The 17,230-nt window shown below is 61.5% G+C and carries 11 protein-coding genes and 1 pseudogene; all 12 read left to right on the top strand.

The window, feature by feature from the left end; all coding sequences use genetic code 11:
* The first annotated feature begins 15 nt into the window (after positions 1–15).
* The 12 genes and pseudogenes from ACX3YF_RS27175 (at position 16) to tssA (ending at position 17,225) form a co-directional block, all read left to right on the top strand.
* Positions 16–507 (top strand): Hcp family type VI secretion system effector, encoded by a 492-nt coding sequence (locus tag ACX3YF_RS27175; protein WP_458974632.1) that lies wholly within the window; start codon positions 16–18, stop codon positions 505–507.
* A gap of 150 nt (positions 508–657) precedes the next feature.
* The gene (gene tssH, locus ACX3YF_RS27170; protein ID WP_458974631.1) at positions 658–3,297 is read left to right on the top strand and encodes a type VI secretion system ATPase TssH; all 2,640 of its coding nucleotides are present in this window, start codon (positions 658–660) and stop codon (positions 3,295–3,297) included.
* A 2-nt stretch (positions 3,298–3,299) separates the two neighbouring features.
* Entirely contained in the window at positions 3,300–7,190 is a 3,891-nt protein-coding gene (gene vgrG / locus ACX3YF_RS27165) for a type VI secretion system tip protein VgrG (protein ID WP_458974630.1), read from the top strand.
* Positions 7,187–7,825, top strand: coding sequence for a DUF2931 family protein (locus ACX3YF_RS27160; RefSeq protein WP_458974629.1), 639 nt, complete (start codon positions 7,187–7,189; stop codon positions 7,823–7,825). The genes vgrG and ACX3YF_RS27160 overlap by 4 nt, the downstream gene beginning before the upstream one ends.
* 13 nt (positions 7,826–7,838) lie before the next feature.
* On the top strand, positions 7,839–8,477 hold the full coding sequence (locus ACX3YF_RS27155) for a DUF2931 family protein (RefSeq protein WP_458974628.1): 639 nt from the start codon (positions 7,839–7,841) through the stop codon (positions 8,475–8,477).
* Positions 8,478–8,490: 13 nt separating this feature from the next.
* A complete protein-coding gene (locus tag ACX3YF_RS27150) occupies positions 8,491–9,129 on the top strand; it encodes a DUF2931 family protein (RefSeq protein ID WP_458974627.1) in 639 nt (212 codons plus the stop codon).
* An 81-nt stretch (positions 9,130–9,210) separates the two neighbouring features.
* Positions 9,211–10,188 carry a hypothetical protein gene (locus ACX3YF_RS27145; RefSeq protein ID WP_458974626.1) on the top strand — a complete coding sequence of 326 codons (978 nt, stop codon included), beginning with the start codon at positions 9,211–9,213 and terminating at the stop codon, positions 10,186–10,188.
* Positions 10,163–10,750 (top strand): hypothetical protein, encoded by a 588-nt coding sequence (locus tag ACX3YF_RS27140; RefSeq protein WP_458974625.1) that lies wholly within the window; start codon positions 10,163–10,165, stop codon positions 10,748–10,750. The genes ACX3YF_RS27145 and ACX3YF_RS27140 overlap by 26 nt, the downstream gene beginning before the upstream one ends.
* A gap of 28 nt (positions 10,751–10,778) precedes the next feature.
* Positions 10,779–11,042 (top strand): PAAR domain-containing protein, encoded by a 264-nt coding sequence (locus ACX3YF_RS27135; RefSeq protein WP_448645551.1) that lies wholly within the window; start codon positions 10,779–10,781, stop codon positions 11,040–11,042.
* A 119-nt stretch (positions 11,043–11,161) separates the two neighbouring features.
* On the top strand, positions 11,162–12,277 hold the full coding sequence (locus tag ACX3YF_RS27130; RefSeq protein WP_458974551.1) for a hypothetical protein: 1,116 nt from the start codon (positions 11,162–11,164) through the stop codon (positions 12,275–12,277).
* A 3-nt stretch (positions 12,278–12,280) separates the two neighbouring features.
* Positions 12,281–15,642 (top strand): annotated as a pseudogene (locus ACX3YF_RS27125) (ImcF-related family protein).
* A complete protein-coding gene (gene tssA, locus ACX3YF_RS27120; protein WP_448646406.1) occupies positions 15,639–17,225 on the top strand; it encodes a type VI secretion system protein TssA in 1,587 nt (528 codons plus the stop codon). Before ACX3YF_RS27125 ends, tssA begins: the two are co-directional and overlap by 4 nt.
* Positions 17,226–17,230 lie beyond the last annotated feature (5 nt).

The following is a 17,230-nucleotide window of genomic DNA, read 5'->3' as shown; positions in this document are numbered from 1 at the left end:
GAAAAGGAGCTTCAAATGGCAATTCCCGTTTACCTGTGGCTGAAAGATGACGGCGGCGCGGACATCAACGGTTCGGTGCAGGTGCAACAGCGCGAAGGCAGTATCGAGGTGGTCGCTCAGGACCATAATGTGTACATCCCAACCGACAACAGTACCGGAAAATTGACCGGTGCACGGGTGCATACACCGTTCCTGTTCACCAAGGAAATCGATGCCTCCAGCCCGTACCTCTATAAGGCGGTGACCACCGGCCAGACTCTCAAAAGCGCTGAGTTCAAGTGGTATCGCATCGACGACGCCGGACAGGAAGTCGTGTACTTCATCACCAAACTTGAGAACGTCAAAGTGGTGAAGGTCGCGCCGAAAATGCACGACGTCAAAGACGCATCCAAGGAGAAACATAACCACCTGGAGCAGGTCGAGTTGCGCTACGAGAAGGTCTCCTGGACCTACAGCGACGGCAACATCATTCACACCGATTCCTGGAACGAGCGCCAAAGCGCCTGATGCCGAACAACCAGCAGGCAGGCTCCTGCCTGCTGGTTCCGGTGCGCTGGGTTGAGCGTCTGTTCGCAGACTTTCAACCCAGTACATCGCCACGCTTTGTACTGACCCATCCGACTACCCGCTGAAGATCCCGCTCAAGGACGTCCCCGCATGACACACAACTCCACGCGTTTGCTGCGTCGCCTCAACCCCTATTGCGCCCAGGCGCTGAGTGCGGCGGCGTCGCTGTGTCAAAGCCGCGCCCATGCCCGGATCAGTATCGAACACTGGTTACTCAAGTTGCTGGAGCAGGGGGAGGGTGACCTGACGCTCATCGCGCGCCGCTACGAATGGGATATGGACGCGCTCTGGCGAGGGTTGCTCGACCACCTCGATTCGCTGCCGCGCACGGTGCAAGGCAAACCGCAGTTGTGCGGAAAGTTGCAGAAACTGATCGAGCACGCCTGGCTGCGTGCGTCGCTGGACGGTAACGAAAACCTGCGTTCGGCGCACCTGCTCGGCGCCTTGCTGGCAAGCCCGAACCTTCTGGCTTGCGAAGCGGCCTGGCCGCTGCTGAGTCTCAGCGAAAGCCAGATGCAGGCATTGATGGCACTGCTCGATCAACACTCCGAAGAACGACCTCAGGTGCAGCAGGAAGCGGCCCTGGACTCAACCACTCCAGCTTCCGGCACCGTTCCCCGCGATGCCCTGCAAGCGGTGCTGGATAAGTTCACCCAAGACGTCACCGCCAAGGCGAGGGCAGGGCAGATCGATCCCGTGTTCGGTCGTGATGATGAAATCCGCCAGGTCATCGACATCCTCAGTCGCCGGCGCAAGAACAATCCGATTCTGGTTGGCGAACCCGGGGTGGGCAAGACCGCGCTGGTCGAAGGACTGGCTTTGCGCATCGCCGAAGGCAATGTTCCGGACAGCCTCAAGTCGGTCAGCGTACGCAACCTCGACCTGGGCCTGTTGCAAGCGGGTGCCGGGGTCAAAGGGGAATTCGAACAACGCTTGAAAAATGTCATCGACGCCGTGCAGCAGTCGACCGATCCGGTGCTGCTGTTCATCGACGAAGCCCATACCCTGATCGGCGCCGGTAACCAGGCGGGCGGGGCGGACGCAGCGAATTTGCTCAAGCCGGCCCTGGCCCGCGGTGAATTGCGCACCATCGCCGCGACCACCTGGAGCGAGTACAAGCAGTACTTCGAGCGCGACGCCGCGCTGGAGCGTCGCTTCCAGAGGGTCAAGGTCGACGAGCCGGACGATGCCAGCGCCTGCCTCATGCTGCGAGGGCTCAAGGCTCGCTATGCCAGCCATCACGGCGTGCACATTCAGGATGCGGCGGTGCAGGCTGCGGTCAGCCTGTCGCGACGCTACCTGACCGGTCGACAATTGCCGGACAAGGCCGTCGACCTGCTCGACACCGCCAGCGCCCGCGTGCGCATGAGCCTCGACTGCGAACCCCAGGCACTGGTCCGGCTCAAGGCCCGGCAAGCGGCTCTGGACCTGGAACGCCAGGCACTGCAAGCCGATCAGCAACTCATCGGTCGTAGTGCTGAAGAACGTCTGGCGACGATCGCGGCGCAACATGCCGAACTGGATCGCCAGCAAATTGAATTGGCGCGGCAATACCGCCTTGAGCTGGACCTGACCCGGCAACTGCTCGATGAACGTCAAGCCGAACCGCCACGGCTGGATAATTGCGCGCTGTTGCAACAACGCCTGATCGAAGTTCAGGGCAGCCAGCCATTGCTTTCCCTCGACGTCTGCGCGCGCAGCGTGGCCGAAGTGATCGCCGACTGGACCGGCGTGCCCCTCGGCAGCCTGCTCAAGGATGAACAGGCCAGCCTGCTGGCGCTCGAACAGCAATTGGCTGAGCGGGTGATTGGCCAGGAGCATGCCCTGACCGCCCTGGCCCAGCGACTGCGCGCCGCCAAGACCGGTCTGACCGAAGAACAGGCGCCGCTCGGTGTGTTCCTGTTGGTGGGCACCAGTGGCGTCGGCAAAACCGAAACAGCCCTGGCGCTGGCCGACTGTCTGTTCGGTGGCGAAAAGTCGCTGATCACGCTCAACCTGTCCGAGTATCAGGAAGCCCACACTGTCAGCCAACTCAAGGGGTCGCCGCCTGGCTATGTCGGTTACGGCCAGGGTGGCGTGCTCACTGAGGCGGTGCGTCAGCGACCTTACAGCGTGGTGCTGCTCGATGAGGTGGAGAAAGCCCATCGCGATGTGCTCAACCTGTTCTACCAGGTGTTCGATCGTGGCTTCATGCGCGATGGCGAAGGGCGCGAAATCGATTTTCGCAACACCGTCATTCTGATGACCTCCAACCTCGGCAGCGATGAACTGCAAACCGGTCTGCAGCAGCAACCGGAAGCGGCCGACAGTGCCCTGCACGAATGGCTGCGACCGATCCTGCGCGAGCATTTCCAGCCAGCCTTGCTGGCCCGTTTTCAAACCCTGATCTATCGCCCGCTGCAAGCCGACGCCCTCAAGCGCATCGTTGTGCTCAAACTGGCCCGGGTCGCCAAGCGCCTGCAGCGTCACTACGGCCTGACCTGCCAGATCGACGACGCGCTCAGCGATGCGCTGGTTGCAGCCTGCCTGCTGCCCGACACCGGCGCCCGCAACATAGACAGCTTGCTCAACCAGCAGATTCTGCCGGTTCTTAGCCAGCAGATCCTGCAACGTCAGGCAGCGCAACTGAAAACCCTCGGCGTCACCCTGGGCTACAGCGACGAGGAGGGCATCACCCTGCAATTCGTCGACGCAACGGACGCCATCCCTCTCATTGCCAAGGAGGCCTGAGCATGTCCAGTCAATTACGCACCTTCTTCGACCACAGCCGCCACAAACTCCAGGTCCGCGACCTCAAGGCCACCCTCGACGTACTCGCCTTCGAAGGCCAGGAACGCCTGAGCGAGCCCTTCCTCTACACCATCGAATTCACCAGCACCGACCTCGACCTCGGCGCCCCGCAATTGCTCGGCCAGGACGCGCGTTTCAGCCTGCACGCGCCGCCGATCAAGCCCTTGCCGGGGCTGAAATTGCCCGAGGTCAAGCCGTTGCGCACCGTGTTTGGCGTGGTCAGCGGCTTCAAGCGCTTGTCCGCATCGGTGGACGAAGCGCGTTACGAAATCACCCTGCAACCGCGCCTCGCCCTGCTCGATCGCGGCCGGCAGTACCGCATCTACCAGCAGCAATCGGTGCCGGAAATCGTCGAGAGCATCCTGCGCAGCCGCCACGGCTTCCGGGGGCAGGATTTCTTCTTTCGCCTGGTGCGCGAGTACCCCAGGCGCGAGCAGGTGATGCAATACAACGAGAGCGACCTGATGTTCATCAGCCGCCTGCTGGCCGACGTCGGCATCTGGTACCGCTTCACCAGCGACGAGCGCCTGCGCATCGACGTGGTGGAGTTCTGCGACGACCAGCGCGGCTACCAGTTCGATGTGCGCCTGCCGCATCATCCCCCCGCCGGCCTGAGCAGCAGCGACGAGGACGGCGTCTGGGACCTGCAAACCCGCCATCAGGTGGTGGAACGGCAGGTCAACGTCCGCGCCTATCATCACCGCGATGCCCACGCCTACCTCCAGGACGAAGACCTGCAAAGCGAAAGCGGCTACTTCTATGCGCGCCTGCGCCACGAGCGCTACCTCAACGACCAGACCCTGCTCAGCGGCGTCAGCAGCAGCGCCACCCTGGCGCCCGGCCAGGTCCTGAAAATCACCGGCGGCGCGCCCCAGGCCTTCGCTCCCGGCGCGGTCATCACCCGACTGGTCACCCGCGCCGCCCGCGACCGCAGCTTCGAAGCCCGCTTCGAGGCCATGCCCTATGCCGAGACCATCTGCTTTCGGCCGCCGCTGGTGGACAAACCGCAAATCGCCGGCACCGTCCCGGCGCGCGTCACCAACCCCCAGGCCAACGACCCCTACGCCGAAATCGACCTCGAAGGGCGTTACCGGGTCAACTTCCTGTTCGACCGCGACACCTGGAAACCCGGCCAGGAAAGCATGTGGCTGCGCCAGGCACGCGCCTACGCCGGCGACACCCACGGCCTGCACCTGCCGCTGATTGCCGGCACCGAAGTGGCCATCGCCTTCGAACAAGGCGACCCCGACCGCCCCTACATCGCCCACGCCCTGCACGACAACCAGCACCCCGACCCCGTCACCCTGGCCAAGCGCGACTACACCCGCAACGTGCTGCGCACCCCGGCCAACAACAAGCTGCGCATGGAGGATCGGCGCGGGCAGGAGCACGTCAAGCTCAGCACCGAGTATAGCGGCAAGAGCCAGCTGAACCTCGGGCATCTGGTGGATGCGAAGAAGCACAAGCGCGGGGAAGGGTTTGAGCTGAGGACGGATGATTGGGGGGCGATTCGTGGGGGCAAGGGCATTTTTATCAGCGCCGATGGACAGCCCAAGGCGCAAGGCCCGGCGCTCGAAATGGCCAGCGCCGTGGACCGTCTGCAACAGGCCGGCGAACAACTGCAACAACTCTCGGTCGACGCCCAGGCCGCCAGCGCCGAACCGGCGGACGTGGCCGCGCAACTGCAGCTGCTAAGGCAGGACCTCGAACAGCTCAAGTCCCAAGTGCTGCTGCTCAGCGCCCCCAAAGGCATCGCCCTCACCAGCGGCCAGCACCTGCAACTGGCGGCCCAGCACAACCTGATGCTCAACGCCGGCGGCGAAGCGGACCTCAGCGTGGTCAAGCGCCTGTTCATCGGCGTGGGCCAGGGCTTGAGCCTGTTCGTGCGCAAGCTCGGCATCAAGCTGATCGCCAACCAGGGCGCGGTGCAGATCCAGGCGCAAAACGACAAGCTGGAGTTGATGGCGCGGCATGGTCTGGACATCACCAGCACCGAGGACGAAATCCGCATCACGGCGAAGAAAAAAATCGTTCTGAATGGCGGTGGCAGTTACTTCACGCTGGACGGGGTCGGCATCGAGTCGGGCACGGCGGGGGATCACAAGGTCAAGTCGGCGCATTACCAATATCTGCCAAGCAAAGCCACTCAGGCGGCAGCCATACCGACGCTGCCACCGCTCATCAACCCGCCACTGATGTTTGATGAGCAATTCCGGATATTCGCCAGCAATGGCGAACAACCCTGGGCCAACGTGCCGTACAAGATCACCAGCGCCTCCGGTAAGGTCTGGAAGGGCACCACCGACAGCCAGGGCTTCACCGAAAGGGTTTACACCGCCAAGCCCGAAGAGCTGTCGCTGATCTACGACATGGAAGAGGAGGAAGAGGAAGAAGAGCTAGAAGGCATCACCCTGCGCCTGGGGCTGTTCTTTGACGGGACGGGTAACAACCTGGCCAACGTTGCGGCCACGGAACAATGTCGACGTGAGGATCTGGCGCTGTTCGATGAAAGCGAGCTGGCGAGCATCATTGATCATTGCAAGGGTTACGGGTTTGGTGAATTCGATGGCGAGGCCTTCAACAGCGCGCCGGACAACAGTTATGGGAATGCGCCGAGTAATGTGGTGCATCTGTGGGACCTGTATCCAGATCATGCTACTGATGCCCTCCCGTCGGGTGCTGATATTGGCTATGTACCGGTCTATCTGGAGGGTATTGGTACCCGTAGTACCGGGAAGGATTCACTTTATGGCATGGGTATGGGGCTGGGTGAAACCGGAGTCGTGGCGCGAGTTAAACAAGCACCGGCTGCCATACAAAAACAACTGAACAGCTTTCAGCAAGCCAATCCTGGCCTATACATCCAGAAAATCGAGTTTGATATTTTTGGCTTCAGCCGCGGTGCCGCCGCCGCGCGGCACTGTGCCAATGAGTTGCTCAAACCGGGGCGTGGTCTGTTCAAAGAGTTGCTACAGGCCGGCCGTTTCACACTATTGACCACGTTCGACCCGGCAGTGGATATCAGCCTCAACTTCATCGGCTTGTTCGACACCGTCGCCGCCATCGGTGGCCTTGACCTGAGCGTGGCGAATGATCACAACCCCGGTGTGAACCTGTACCTGCCGCCCGGTTGTGCGCGCCAGGTCATCCAGTTGCAGGCCCGCGACGAGTGTCGGAACAATTTTGCGCTTAACAGCGTGCTAAAGGGCCACCGGCAAATCAGCCTGCCTGGAGTGCATTCGAACATCGGCGGTGGCTATTTGCCGCGCATCCGTGAACGGCTTTGGTTGACCAGGCCGAGCCGCGTCACCCTGCGCCACAATCAACCCGTGCAATCCACAACGGAGTGGATAAAAAACCTGCCTAAGGTCCAGGCGCTCCGTGACAGCGGTATCGCCGGTGACGGTCGCATCGACATCAAGAGTTGGCACGTCCCCACAGCCGCCCGTGGCGGTCCGGAGCCTAAAGATCAGCTTCATATGTTGACCATTGAACTCGACCGGACCGTGCGTGGTGAGTTGGCGCTTGTTTATTTGCGGCTGATGCGAGAACTGGGGGTGCGCCATGGTGTGCCGTTTGATGTCATTGACGAGCAGGACCGGCGTTTTCAGATGCCAGAAGAATTGCAGGCCATCGCCGCCCGGATTCTCGAGCAGGCACTGGCGGGTGTCGAGGTCAACCTCGATGCCGAGCAGGAGCGCCTACTGCGTCAGCGATATATCCATCAGTCCGCCCATTGGGTCGCCAGCAAGGGGCTTCTTATCAGCAAACCGGCGGAAAACAACAAGCGTAACGTCTACGACAACCTGCCACAGAAGGGCTATCCGCAATGAAGCGCCTGACGCTAATCGTCGGCCTGTTGTTCAGCCTGTGTGCCTGTGCCAGTGGTCCTAAGCCTTACCCGCCGCCCAAGCTGCCCTACCACAGTTGGTATGTTGGCCTCGCCGCACCGCGCCATATGGAAGTATGGGTCGAAACCGTGGATGTGCTTGATCAGCGTGGCTTGCCATTTTTTCGCGTCTCTGCCGGCGTGGCTGGCTACACCAGCAAGCCAGAAGGCTGGCACAAAGGCGGGGGGAAGATGAAACCTGTGAATAACGTCGATCTACCCGAGCGAATCTTCCTGCGCTGGCAATCGCTGGTGGAGCCGCAGGCCTACAAAATTCGCATTCCGATCCCGCAGTGGGTACGCGATGAAATGGTTAAGCGAGAGCGTGGATTTTGTCACTGGTCCAAAACGTGGGAAGACGACTATCGGGACTCCATCACTCTTGGTATGGCCCCCGGTGGCATCGTCAAGGTCTGGGTCGGAGGGGCATGCCTGGGCTTCAAGGAAGTCGGGCGCTTTCAGGCCGAGGTGGAGCCGCTAGGGCCTCACCGGAACGGCAACGGTATCTATTACCGAGCACCGAACCCTGAAGCGCAGGCTTACATCGATAAGCACGGGATTCCCTATGGCACTTGGTAAGGGGCTATCCGCAATGAAGCGCCTGACCCTGCTCGTCAGCCTGTTGTTCAGCCTGTGCGCCTGTGCCAGTGGTCCCAAGCCTTACGCGCCGCCCAAGCTCCCCTATAACAGCTGGTATATCGGATTGGCTGCGCCGCGCCATATGGAGGTGTGGGTCGAGACCGTCGATGTGCTCGATCAGCGTGGGCTGCCATTTTTCGAAGTGCACGGAGGGGGCGCAGGCTACACCCGTAAGCCGGAAGGCTGGCATAAGGGAGGGGGTAAAATGATGCCGGTAAACAACGTCGACCTGCCGCAACGGATCTTCCTGCGTTGGCAGTCGCTGGTGGAGCCACAAGCCTACAAGATCAGAATTCCGATTCCGCAGTGGGTACGCGATGAAATGGTTAAGCGAGAGCGTGGATTTTGTCACTGGTCCAAAACGTGGGAAGACGACTATCGGGACTCCATCACTCTTGGCATGGCCCCCGGCGGCATCGTCAAGGTGTGGGTCGGAGGGGCATGCCTGGGCTTCGAGGAAGTCGGGCGCTTTCAGGCGGAAGTGGAGCCACTTGGGCCCTACAGAGGCAAAAGCGAAGGCCAATACATCCCACTCGAGCCTGAGAACAAGGCTTACATCGATAAACACGGGATTCCCTATGGCACTTGGTAAGGGGCAATCCCCAATGAAGCGCCTGACCCTGCTCGTCAGCCTGTTGTTCAGCCTGTGTGCCTGTGCCAGTGGTCCCAAGCCTTATCCGCCGCCCAAGCTGCCCTACCACAGTTGGTATGTCGGCCTCGCTGCACCGCGCCATATGGAAGTGTGGGTCGAAACCGTGGATGTGCTGGATCAGCGTGGTTTGCCGTTTTTCCGCGTATCTGCCGGGGTACCCAGTTATACCGGCAGAGTGGAGGGCTGGCACAAAGGCGGAGGGTCGATGATGCCAGTGAACAACGTCGACCTGCCGCAACGGATCTTCCTGCGCTGGCAATCGCTGGTGGAGCCTCAGGCCTACAAAATTCGCATTCCGATCCCGCAGTGGGTACGCGATGAGATGGTCAAGCCAGAGAAGGTGTATTGCCCCGGTTCCCAAAAGTGGAAGGTTGACTATCGGGACTCCATCACTCTTGGCATGGCCCCCGGCGGCATCGTCAAGGTCTGGGTCGGCGGGGCCTGTCTGGACTACAAGGAAGTCGGGCGCTTTCAGGCCGAGGTGGAGCCACTAGGGCCTCACCGGAACGGCAACGGTATCTATTACCGAGCACCCAACCCTGAAGCGCAGGCTTACATTGATAAGCACGGGATTCCCTATGGCACTTGGTAATCGTTAGTTAAACCGATTTTGTTAATAGCTATAAAACGTTTTTGAACCAACTCGCGCGTTATTACAGGGAGGGGCGATGCCATGCAGCAAGTAAAGCATGCAGGTAGCACGAATAATACGGACGGTACCGTCACCAGGGTTGTGTCCTCGGACAGTTCACTAACCTGGCTGACACCGGTCGAGAATGCGGTGTTCAGAATTACGCAGGATGCACAGTTGCCAGATATTGTTTTCGAGTTTCGAACTCAAGTCGCCGGAAATTACAAGTGGTCGTGGACCATTGAGTGGGAGGCCAAAGTCAGTGGGCTGAGGGAACGCGCACGAAAAGGCAATGCTCTACAAACTTTTAAGGAAACGGGTTCATTTGTCAGCAGTACCCCATCGTGGACAGTTGGTTTTTCCGAGAAAGTGCTGGGCGGAACTCTGACAGTTGAAGTGAATGTTAATGAAAAGACCCTGACCAGAACTGTTGTTATAAAAGGGCAAAATCCATCTGAACAAAGCGTGGCGGCCTATATAGCAGGTCTGGAGGGTTTAACTGGCTTCGATAAACTCCTGGAGCAAGAAACCCGCTCAAAGCACTTCATAGACCTGGATGGCGAGCCCATCGTTGCCTTTGATAAAGGCTACGGCATCACGCAAATGACCAATCCGGCGCCGACCTACGAACAGGCATGGAACTGGAAAGCCAACATCCTGGCGGGATCTTCCATTTATAAAGACAAAGTTCGTATTGCCAAAAAATACCTTGGGCAGGCGGGCAGAACCTATACCGACGATCAACTGCTGCACGAGGTTTTCAGTCGCTGGAACGGCGGTTCGTATCATGAGTGGAACACGGTCACCGCTTCCTGGGTCAGGAAACAGAACACTTTGTGCGATACCAATACCGGCAACATTGGGTGGTCGATGGATAAAGAAAAAAACAAGGACAAGACCGAAGCTGAATTGCGCGAGCGAGACAAAGACACCTACTCGAAGGGCACAAAGGGACAGTCCGATGAGCACCCCTGGGAATATAAGGGGGTGTGTTATGCAGATCACGTGCTGGGCCAGTAAATTCACAAGGGTACTGTTCTTTTTACTGCTTGGATCCGGGCTGGTGAGTCATGCGCATGCCGGCACCGAGACATTCTGGGCGAAAAATAATAGCGGGCAGGTGCATCTTTCAATGACGGACGGAACAGCCTACGACGTGAAGTTACTTCCCAGCGTAGATGGTGTGTTCTATGACAAAAGAAAGCACGAACTTGGCGAGATTGAGTATGTTTCGCTGTTTCAGGTCTCACCCTCTAACGCTGGAAATCCGTTAGGACTTTGTGGCGCAGGAAACGAAATATGGCTTCATGTTTATCGAATAACCGGCACGGCATTGACTGAGATAACCAGGACGCTGGTGAGCAGTTGTTTGCATTCGATTTCAATGACAAGTCAGAACTCGGGGACGGCGATGCAAGACCAGGACTTCTCTTCGGTGCAGTGGAACTTGCAGGGGTTTTCCATTGAGTGGTTCGAGCAGCGTGATGCGGCTGGGCGCTCTTTGCAGTTTTCGAATTTCGTATTGCATGACGGCGTTTTTTTACAGCAAGACGTAGTGAGTCAAGAGCACTCGAATCAGTAATTATCGATTAATAAAAAGGAGCAGGAATATGCAAGGCATCATTCGCGTGGGAGACAAAAACACCGGCGGCGGCACCGTACTGTCGGGCTCATCCGACATGCTGTTTGACGGCATAGGTGTGGCGCGTGAGGGCGATCCGGTGCGCTGCCCGGTTCCGGGTCATGGCCGCACAGTGATCGCCGAGGGGCACCCGGCGTTTCGCGACAATGGCGTGCCGGTCGCGTTCGACGGTCATCGCTGCGCTTGCGGCTGCGTGTTGATTTCCTCACTGCCTGTCGCGGGCGCGAACTAGCCATGCCGATCAGACTGGATCAGATCCCTGCGCCGGCGTCGCGACCGGCACCTCCTCGTGTCTGGCTTTGGCTAGTTTTACTTCCGCTTTTTTTGCTGGTGGGTATTGGGGTGGCCTGGGTGTTCGCGCCTCCAGCGTGGCGCGAGCAGCCAATGATGTTGTGGGGGGCGGCGTTGGGCGTGCCTTTGGCGGGGTGGTGCTTGCTGGGTTTCGGGCGGACGGCGCTTTACCTGGGTCAACATCGGGTCGCTGATGGCTGGGATGAAGCGCGTCAGGACGATCTGATCAGCCAAACCCGGCAAGGGCGACGTTCTCAGCAAATACTGGGCGTGAGTTTATACACCGCGCTTCGAACTCCGGGGTCGCCGCCAACCGGCCAGCTCGATGCCTTGCTGGATGGAAACGCCTCACTTGAGGCTCAACCGGCCAGTCAGGGTGAATTACCCCTGCGGCACAGTCGTTTGCCTGGCGACAGGAAAGATCCAGAGCTCGCGTTGCTGAGGATGCTGCTGCAGGTCCTCGAAGACCTGAGGCAAACCCTGGAGCCGTTACCGGACGCTACGCCGCTGGCATTGTTGCTGGAGGTCGATAGCGGTTTGCCTGACAGCACGTTGCAACGCCTCTGGCGAAAGGCCTGGAGTGAATGCGGCATCCGCCAATCGACGGTCGCCGTCGAGGGCCATGGCCTGGCTGCGGTGGATCAATGGCTCGACCAGCGCATTAACGATCAGGCCCTGCTGATGGTGGTGGCGGCGCAGTTCGCACCGGAACAGGCCGAAGGCACGGCGGAAGCAGCCGTTGGCCTGTTGTTCGGCAACCGCCTGACGCAAACCACCCTGGCGCCGATCGCCTATCTGCATCGCCCTGAGCAGGAGCGCACACCCACCGGTGCCGATCTGCTGTACGCCGCGCGTCAGGCGCTCGACTGGGTGCCGTTGCCTGCGCCGTCGATCGAACAGGTCTGGCGGGTCGGTATCGATGCGCAACGTCGTGCCGACCTGGCAACGGTATCGGCCGACGTTCCTCTGCCAGCCAAGCCCAAGCAGGGCTTGTGCGACCTCGATGACTTGCTGGGCCATCCCGGGAAAGCCTCACCCTGGCTGGCGATCGCCGCCGCGACGCAGACGATTGAACGCGGTGCCGGAGCGCAATTCATTTTCAGCGGGGGCGATGTCGCTGCTGGACTCTGGAGCACGGTGTTAATGCCCGTGTCACCCCTTTCGAAACAGGAATAACGAATGCAGTTGCGACGCGCGGTAGGATTTTATGGGCTGTTTGGCGTGCTGTTACTCACGGGTGTGGTGTTGGGCGTTTTGGTCTGGTATCACCCTGAATCCTTGGGCATGGCTGCCGGCAGCGTGCGGCAAACCCTCTGGTTTTCCGTGATCTCGGCCACCACCTTTGTGCTGCTGGCGTTCCTGGGGGGGTATTACCTGCTGGGGCGCCCGTTGGGGCGCTCGGTGTATCGTCGGCCAGATGCGGATGATGTGCGCCAGCCTGCGCAAACGTCCCCAGACAAATCCGTCGATACGCCGGCAGCGCGAACCTTAGCGGCGATCAAAGCCCGTCAGAGCAAAAACCACGGCCCCTTCTGGCGCCGCAAGACCCGGATCTTTCTGCTCATCGGCGAACCCGAACAGATCAACGCCATCGCCCCCAACCTGAGCCCGACACATTGGCTGCAAGGCCACGACACCGTGCTGCTCTGGGGCGGCAGCGTGCAGGGCAGGCTCGACGATTCGGTCATCGACCTGTGCCGTCGCTTGACCCGCTGGCGCGCCCTCGACGGTGTGGTCTGGGCATTAAGCCGCGACCAGAGCGCCGATCAGCGAGCCGTCAGCCTCGGCGTGAATCACCTGCAATCCCTCGCCCGTGAGCTGAAATGGCCCTTGCCCCTGCACCTGTGGCAGGTCTGCGACAGTCAGTGGGCGCAGGACGGTCGCCCGGTCCAGCCCGTCGGTTGCCGGCTGCCAACCGACCTGACACCCGAAGCTCTGGACACGGCGCTGGCCAGCCTGCTCGAACCGCTGCGCCGCGAAGGCCTGGCGCAGATGAACGAGCAGCGCCGGTATGACTTTCTGTTGCGTCTGTCCCGTGATTTGCAAGTCGAGGGCATGGCCCGCTGGCGCCAGGCGCTGACGCCGGTATTCGGTGTGTTGGCTCAGGAGGTGCCGTTGCGCGGGCTGTGGTTCAGCCTGCCGTTGGCGGGTGGGTCGGATGCTTCCGAGCACCATTGGCCCCTGGAGCCGGCCTGGGAAGGCGTGCTTGGCGACCGGGCGCGCCAGCGTCGGCGCCTGGGCTGGAGCGCCCCGCGCATCGCCTACGTGCTGGTCCTGGGCCTGGCGTTGTTGTGGGGCGCCGGGTTGCTGTTGTCGTTCGTCAGCAACCGCGTGCAGATCGCCCAACTGCACAGCTCGCTGGCGGCGCTGCAGCCGTCGGGCCAGGGCGATGAGCAGTTGCACGCGCTCAACGAACTGGCGCGTGAATTGTCGCGCCTGGATTACCGCGCCGAACACGGCGTGCCGTGGTACCAGCGCTTTGGCCTGAACCAGAACGATGCGCTGCTGACCGCGCTGTGGCCGCGTTACGTCGAGGCCAATCAGCGGCTGCTGCGCGACCCGGCCGTGAGCCAGCTGGAGGCGCAGCTCGACCGCCTGATCAAGCTGCCGGCGGACAGCCCCGAGCGCGCCCGACGTGCCGGTGCGGCCTACGACCAGCTCAAGGCCTACCTGATGCTGGCGCGTCCGGACAAGGCCGATCCGGGTTTTCTCTCCAAGACCTTAATGGCGGTCGAGCCGCCGCGCGGGATTTCGCCGGGGCTCTGGCAGGCGCTGGCGCCGACCTTGTGGCAGTTTTACGCGCAGCAACTGGCCGCCCACCCGGACTGGCGCATCGAGGCCGACCCGAAGCTGGTGGCCCAGGCCCGGCAGGTGCTGCTCGGCCAGTTGGGCCAGCGCAATGCCGAGTCCAGCCTGTACCAGAGCGTCATCGACGCCTCGGCCAATCACTTTCCGGCGTTGAGCCTGCCGCAGATGGTCGGTGATACCGATGCCGCAGCGCTGTTCTCCAGCAAAGCCCAGGTCCCCGGCGTGTTCACCCGTCAAGCCTGGGAAGGCCAGGTGCGCCAGGCCATCGACGAGATCGCCGAGGCGCGCCGCGAAGAAATCGACTGGGTGCTCAGCGACAACCCCACCGACATCGCCGCCGAACTGACCCCGGATGAACTGCGCCAACGCCTGACCGAACGCTATTTCCAGGACTACGCCAACGCCTGGCTGGACTTCCTCAACCGTCTGCGCTGGCGCCAGGTGCAAAGCCTGGGCGAGGTCATCGACCAATTGGCGCTGATGAGCGATGTGCGCCAGTCGCCGCTGATTGCCCTGATGAACACCCTGGCGTATCAGGGCCAGGCCGGCATGCGCGGTCAGGCGTTCGCCGATTCGCTGGTCAAATCGGCGCAGAAACTGATCGGGCAGGACAAGGTGCCGGTGATCGACCAGCAGCCGCAGGGCCCGGTCAGTCCACTGGACGCCACCTTCGGGCCGTTGCTGGCGCTGCGGGCAAGGACACCGAGAGCCGCAACGACAGCGACCGCCTGAGCCTGCAAGCCTTCCTCAACCGCGTCACCCGGGTGCGCCTGAAACTGCAACAAGTGAGCAACGCCGCCAACCCGCAGGACACGACCCAGGCCTTGGCGCAGAGTGTGTTTCAGGGTCAGAACGTCGACCTCACCGACACCCAGTCCTATGGCAGCCTGGTCGCCGCCAGCCTCGGCGCGGAGTGGGACGGGGTCGGCCAGACCCTGTTCGTGCAGCCGCTGGAACAGGCCTGGCAACGGGTCCTGCAACCCTCGGCCGCCGGCCTCAACAGCCAGTGGCAACGGGCGATCGTCGACGAATGGCGCGGCGCCTTCGCCGGCCGCTTCCCCTTCGCCGCGACCCCCAGCGACGCGTCGCTGCCGATGCTGGGGCAAATGATTCGGGCCGACTCCGGGCGCATCGAACAGTTCCTGCAGCAGCAACTGGGCGGGGTGCTGCGCAAGGAAGGCCAGCGTTGGGTGGCCGATACGCGCCATAGCCAGGGCCTGCATTTCAACCCGCAATTCCTCAGCGCGATCAACCAGCTCAGCCACCTGGCCGACGTGCTGTTCACCGACGGCGGCATGGGCCTGAGTTTCGAACTGCGGGCCAAACCGGTGCGCGACCTGGTGCAGACCACCTTCATCCTCAATGGCGACAAACATCACTACTTCAACCAGAAAGAGCGCTGGCAGCGCTTCAGCTGGCCCGGTTTCACCAGCCACCCGGGCACCAGCCTGACCTGGACCAGCGTCGTTGCCGGCGAACGTCTGTTCGGCGACTACCAGGGCACCTGGGGCCTGATCCGCCTGCTGGAACAGGCGCGGATCACGCCCTTGAACGACAGCGACAGCCACTACCAGGTGCAACTCAAGGCCCCGGACGGCATCGACCTGACCTGGCACCTGCGCACCGAGCTGGGCGCGGGGCCGATGGCGCTGCTCAAGCTGAGGGGCTTTGAATTGCCGACGCAGGTGTTTGTGGTTGAGGGCACCAAAGCGCAGAAGGGGAAGTTAAAATGAGCTTGCAAACATTGATCGACCGGTGCCTGGGTGAGCGTGATGTCTTGTCCTTTGCCCGGGAGCAAGGCGAGCGCTGGCAGCCCTGGTTGCAACCCATCAGCGCCGATTCACCGGTGGGCGAAGATCCGGGTTACGACGATGACTTCCAGCGCATGCGCGAAGAGGTCAACAAGCTCTCCGGGGTGGATGTCGAGCAGGTGGTGCAACTGGCGGAGAAACTGCTCGGCCAGCGCTGCAAGGACCTGCGCGTCGCCACCTACTACTTGTGGGGGCGTTTGCACGCGGACGGTGAGCCCGGGTTGGCCGACGGCCTGAGCTTGCTCGCCGCGCTGGTCGAGCGTTACGCCGGGGACGTGCTGCCCGTACGGCCCAATAGCCGCAAACTGGCCCTGGAATGGCTGGCCAGCGGCAAAGTGCTGGACTGCCTTTTGCTGTATCCGGAAGTGGTGAAGGCCGAGGCGGAGCGCACGGTGGCGGCGCTGGCCTGGCTGGAACATGGGCTGGAGGCCTGGCCGCAGGATCAACGGCCGGAACTGGGTACGCTCCATGCGGCATTGTTCGCCCGACTGGCGCAATCCGGTGGGGTGGATGCTTTGGTTCCGCAGCACAGTGCCACTCAACCGGCCAGTGCTCAGTCCACCATTACCACTGAGACCGCGATCAAGTCCGGGCGCGATCTTCTGGGCGGTGGCCGAGCCTTGGCCGAGTACCTGCGCGAAAAGCCTGAGGGTTGGCTCGCGGCCCATCGTCTGATGAAGAGCCTGCGCTGGGATACCCTGCAAAATACGCCGCCCCATGACGCAGACGGCTCGACGCTCCTGGCGCCTCCCCGCAGCCAATATCGGGCACAACTCAAGCGCCTCTATCAGCAAAACAGTTGGAACGAACTGCTCGATCTGGTCGAGCGCATATATGCCGAAGGCGTGAACCATTTCTGGCTGGACCTGCAATGGTGTGCGTATCAGGCCCTGAGCAAACTGCCTGCGCCACAGGACAGCTGGGCCGATATCGTCATGCGTGATCTGGGCATGTTCATCGAGCGCCTGCCGGGCGTGGAATTGCTGAACTGGAACGATGGCTCCCCGTTCGCTGACGATGTCACTCGCGAATGGATAGCCCGGCACGTCAGCGGCAATCGTCCGCAGCAATGGCTACCGGCCCCGGTGGCTGCCCCGACCGGCGCCGATGGCGAGATCCTGTCCCTGGAGAGCGAAGCCCTGGCACAAGCTGACAGTGATGGCGTGGATAAAGCGCTGGCCTGGCTGGCGCAGCGTCCGGGCATTGAGACCGGACGGCAGCGGTGGTTGCTGCGCCTGTTGATGGCGCGGGTGGCTGAGCAATGTGGCAAGAGCGACCTGGCCATGCACTTGCTCGGTGAGCTGGATGCCACGGCACAACGTCAGGCGCTCGCCGAGTGGGAGCCGGAGCTGAATTTCGAAGTCAAGGCACGCCTGCTCAAGCTGTTGCGCCTCAAAGCACAGCGCAACGATACGGACAGGCCCACGCTTTCGCGACGCATGGAGGCGCTGCTGTCGGAGCTGGTCGCCATTGATCCGGTACGTGCTGCAGTACTTTGCGGCTGAACCTC

The organism is Pseudomonas fluorescens group sp. PF-69 (assembly GCF_054481235.1).
This window is presented reverse-complemented; position numbering and strand designations above follow the sequence as displayed.

Excerpts from the sequence above, each read along its gene's own strand:
- tssA (WP_448646406.1), top strand. The coding sequence starts at position 15,639 with ATGAGCTTGCAAACATTGATCGACCGGTGCCTGGGTGAGCGTGATGTC.
- ACX3YF_RS27155 (WP_458974628.1), top strand. The coding sequence starts at position 7,839 with ATGAAGCGCCTGACCCTGCTCGTCAGCCTGTTGTTCAGCCTGTGCGCC.
- ACX3YF_RS27175 (WP_458974632.1), top strand. The coding sequence starts at position 16 with ATGGCAATTCCCGTTTACCTGTGGCTGAAAGATGACGGCGGCGCGGAC.
- ACX3YF_RS27160 (WP_458974629.1), top strand. The coding sequence starts at position 7,187 with ATGAAGCGCCTGACGCTAATCGTCGGCCTGTTGTTCAGCCTGTGTGCC.
- vgrG (WP_458974630.1), top strand. The coding sequence starts at position 3,300 with ATGTCCAGTCAATTACGCACCTTCTTCGACCACAGCCGCCACAAACTC.
- ACX3YF_RS27145 (WP_458974626.1), top strand. The coding sequence starts at position 9,211 with ATGCAGCAAGTAAAGCATGCAGGTAGCACGAATAATACGGACGGTACC.
- ACX3YF_RS27140 (WP_458974625.1), top strand. The coding sequence starts at position 10,163 with ATGCAGATCACGTGCTGGGCCAGTAAATTCACAAGGGTACTGTTCTTT.
- ACX3YF_RS27135 (WP_448645551.1), top strand. The coding sequence starts at position 10,779 with ATGCAAGGCATCATTCGCGTGGGAGACAAAAACACCGGCGGCGGCACC.
- ACX3YF_RS27150 (WP_458974627.1), top strand. The coding sequence starts at position 8,491 with ATGAAGCGCCTGACCCTGCTCGTCAGCCTGTTGTTCAGCCTGTGTGCC.
- tssH (WP_458974631.1), top strand. The coding sequence starts at position 658 with ATGACACACAACTCCACGCGTTTGCTGCGTCGCCTCAACCCCTATTGC.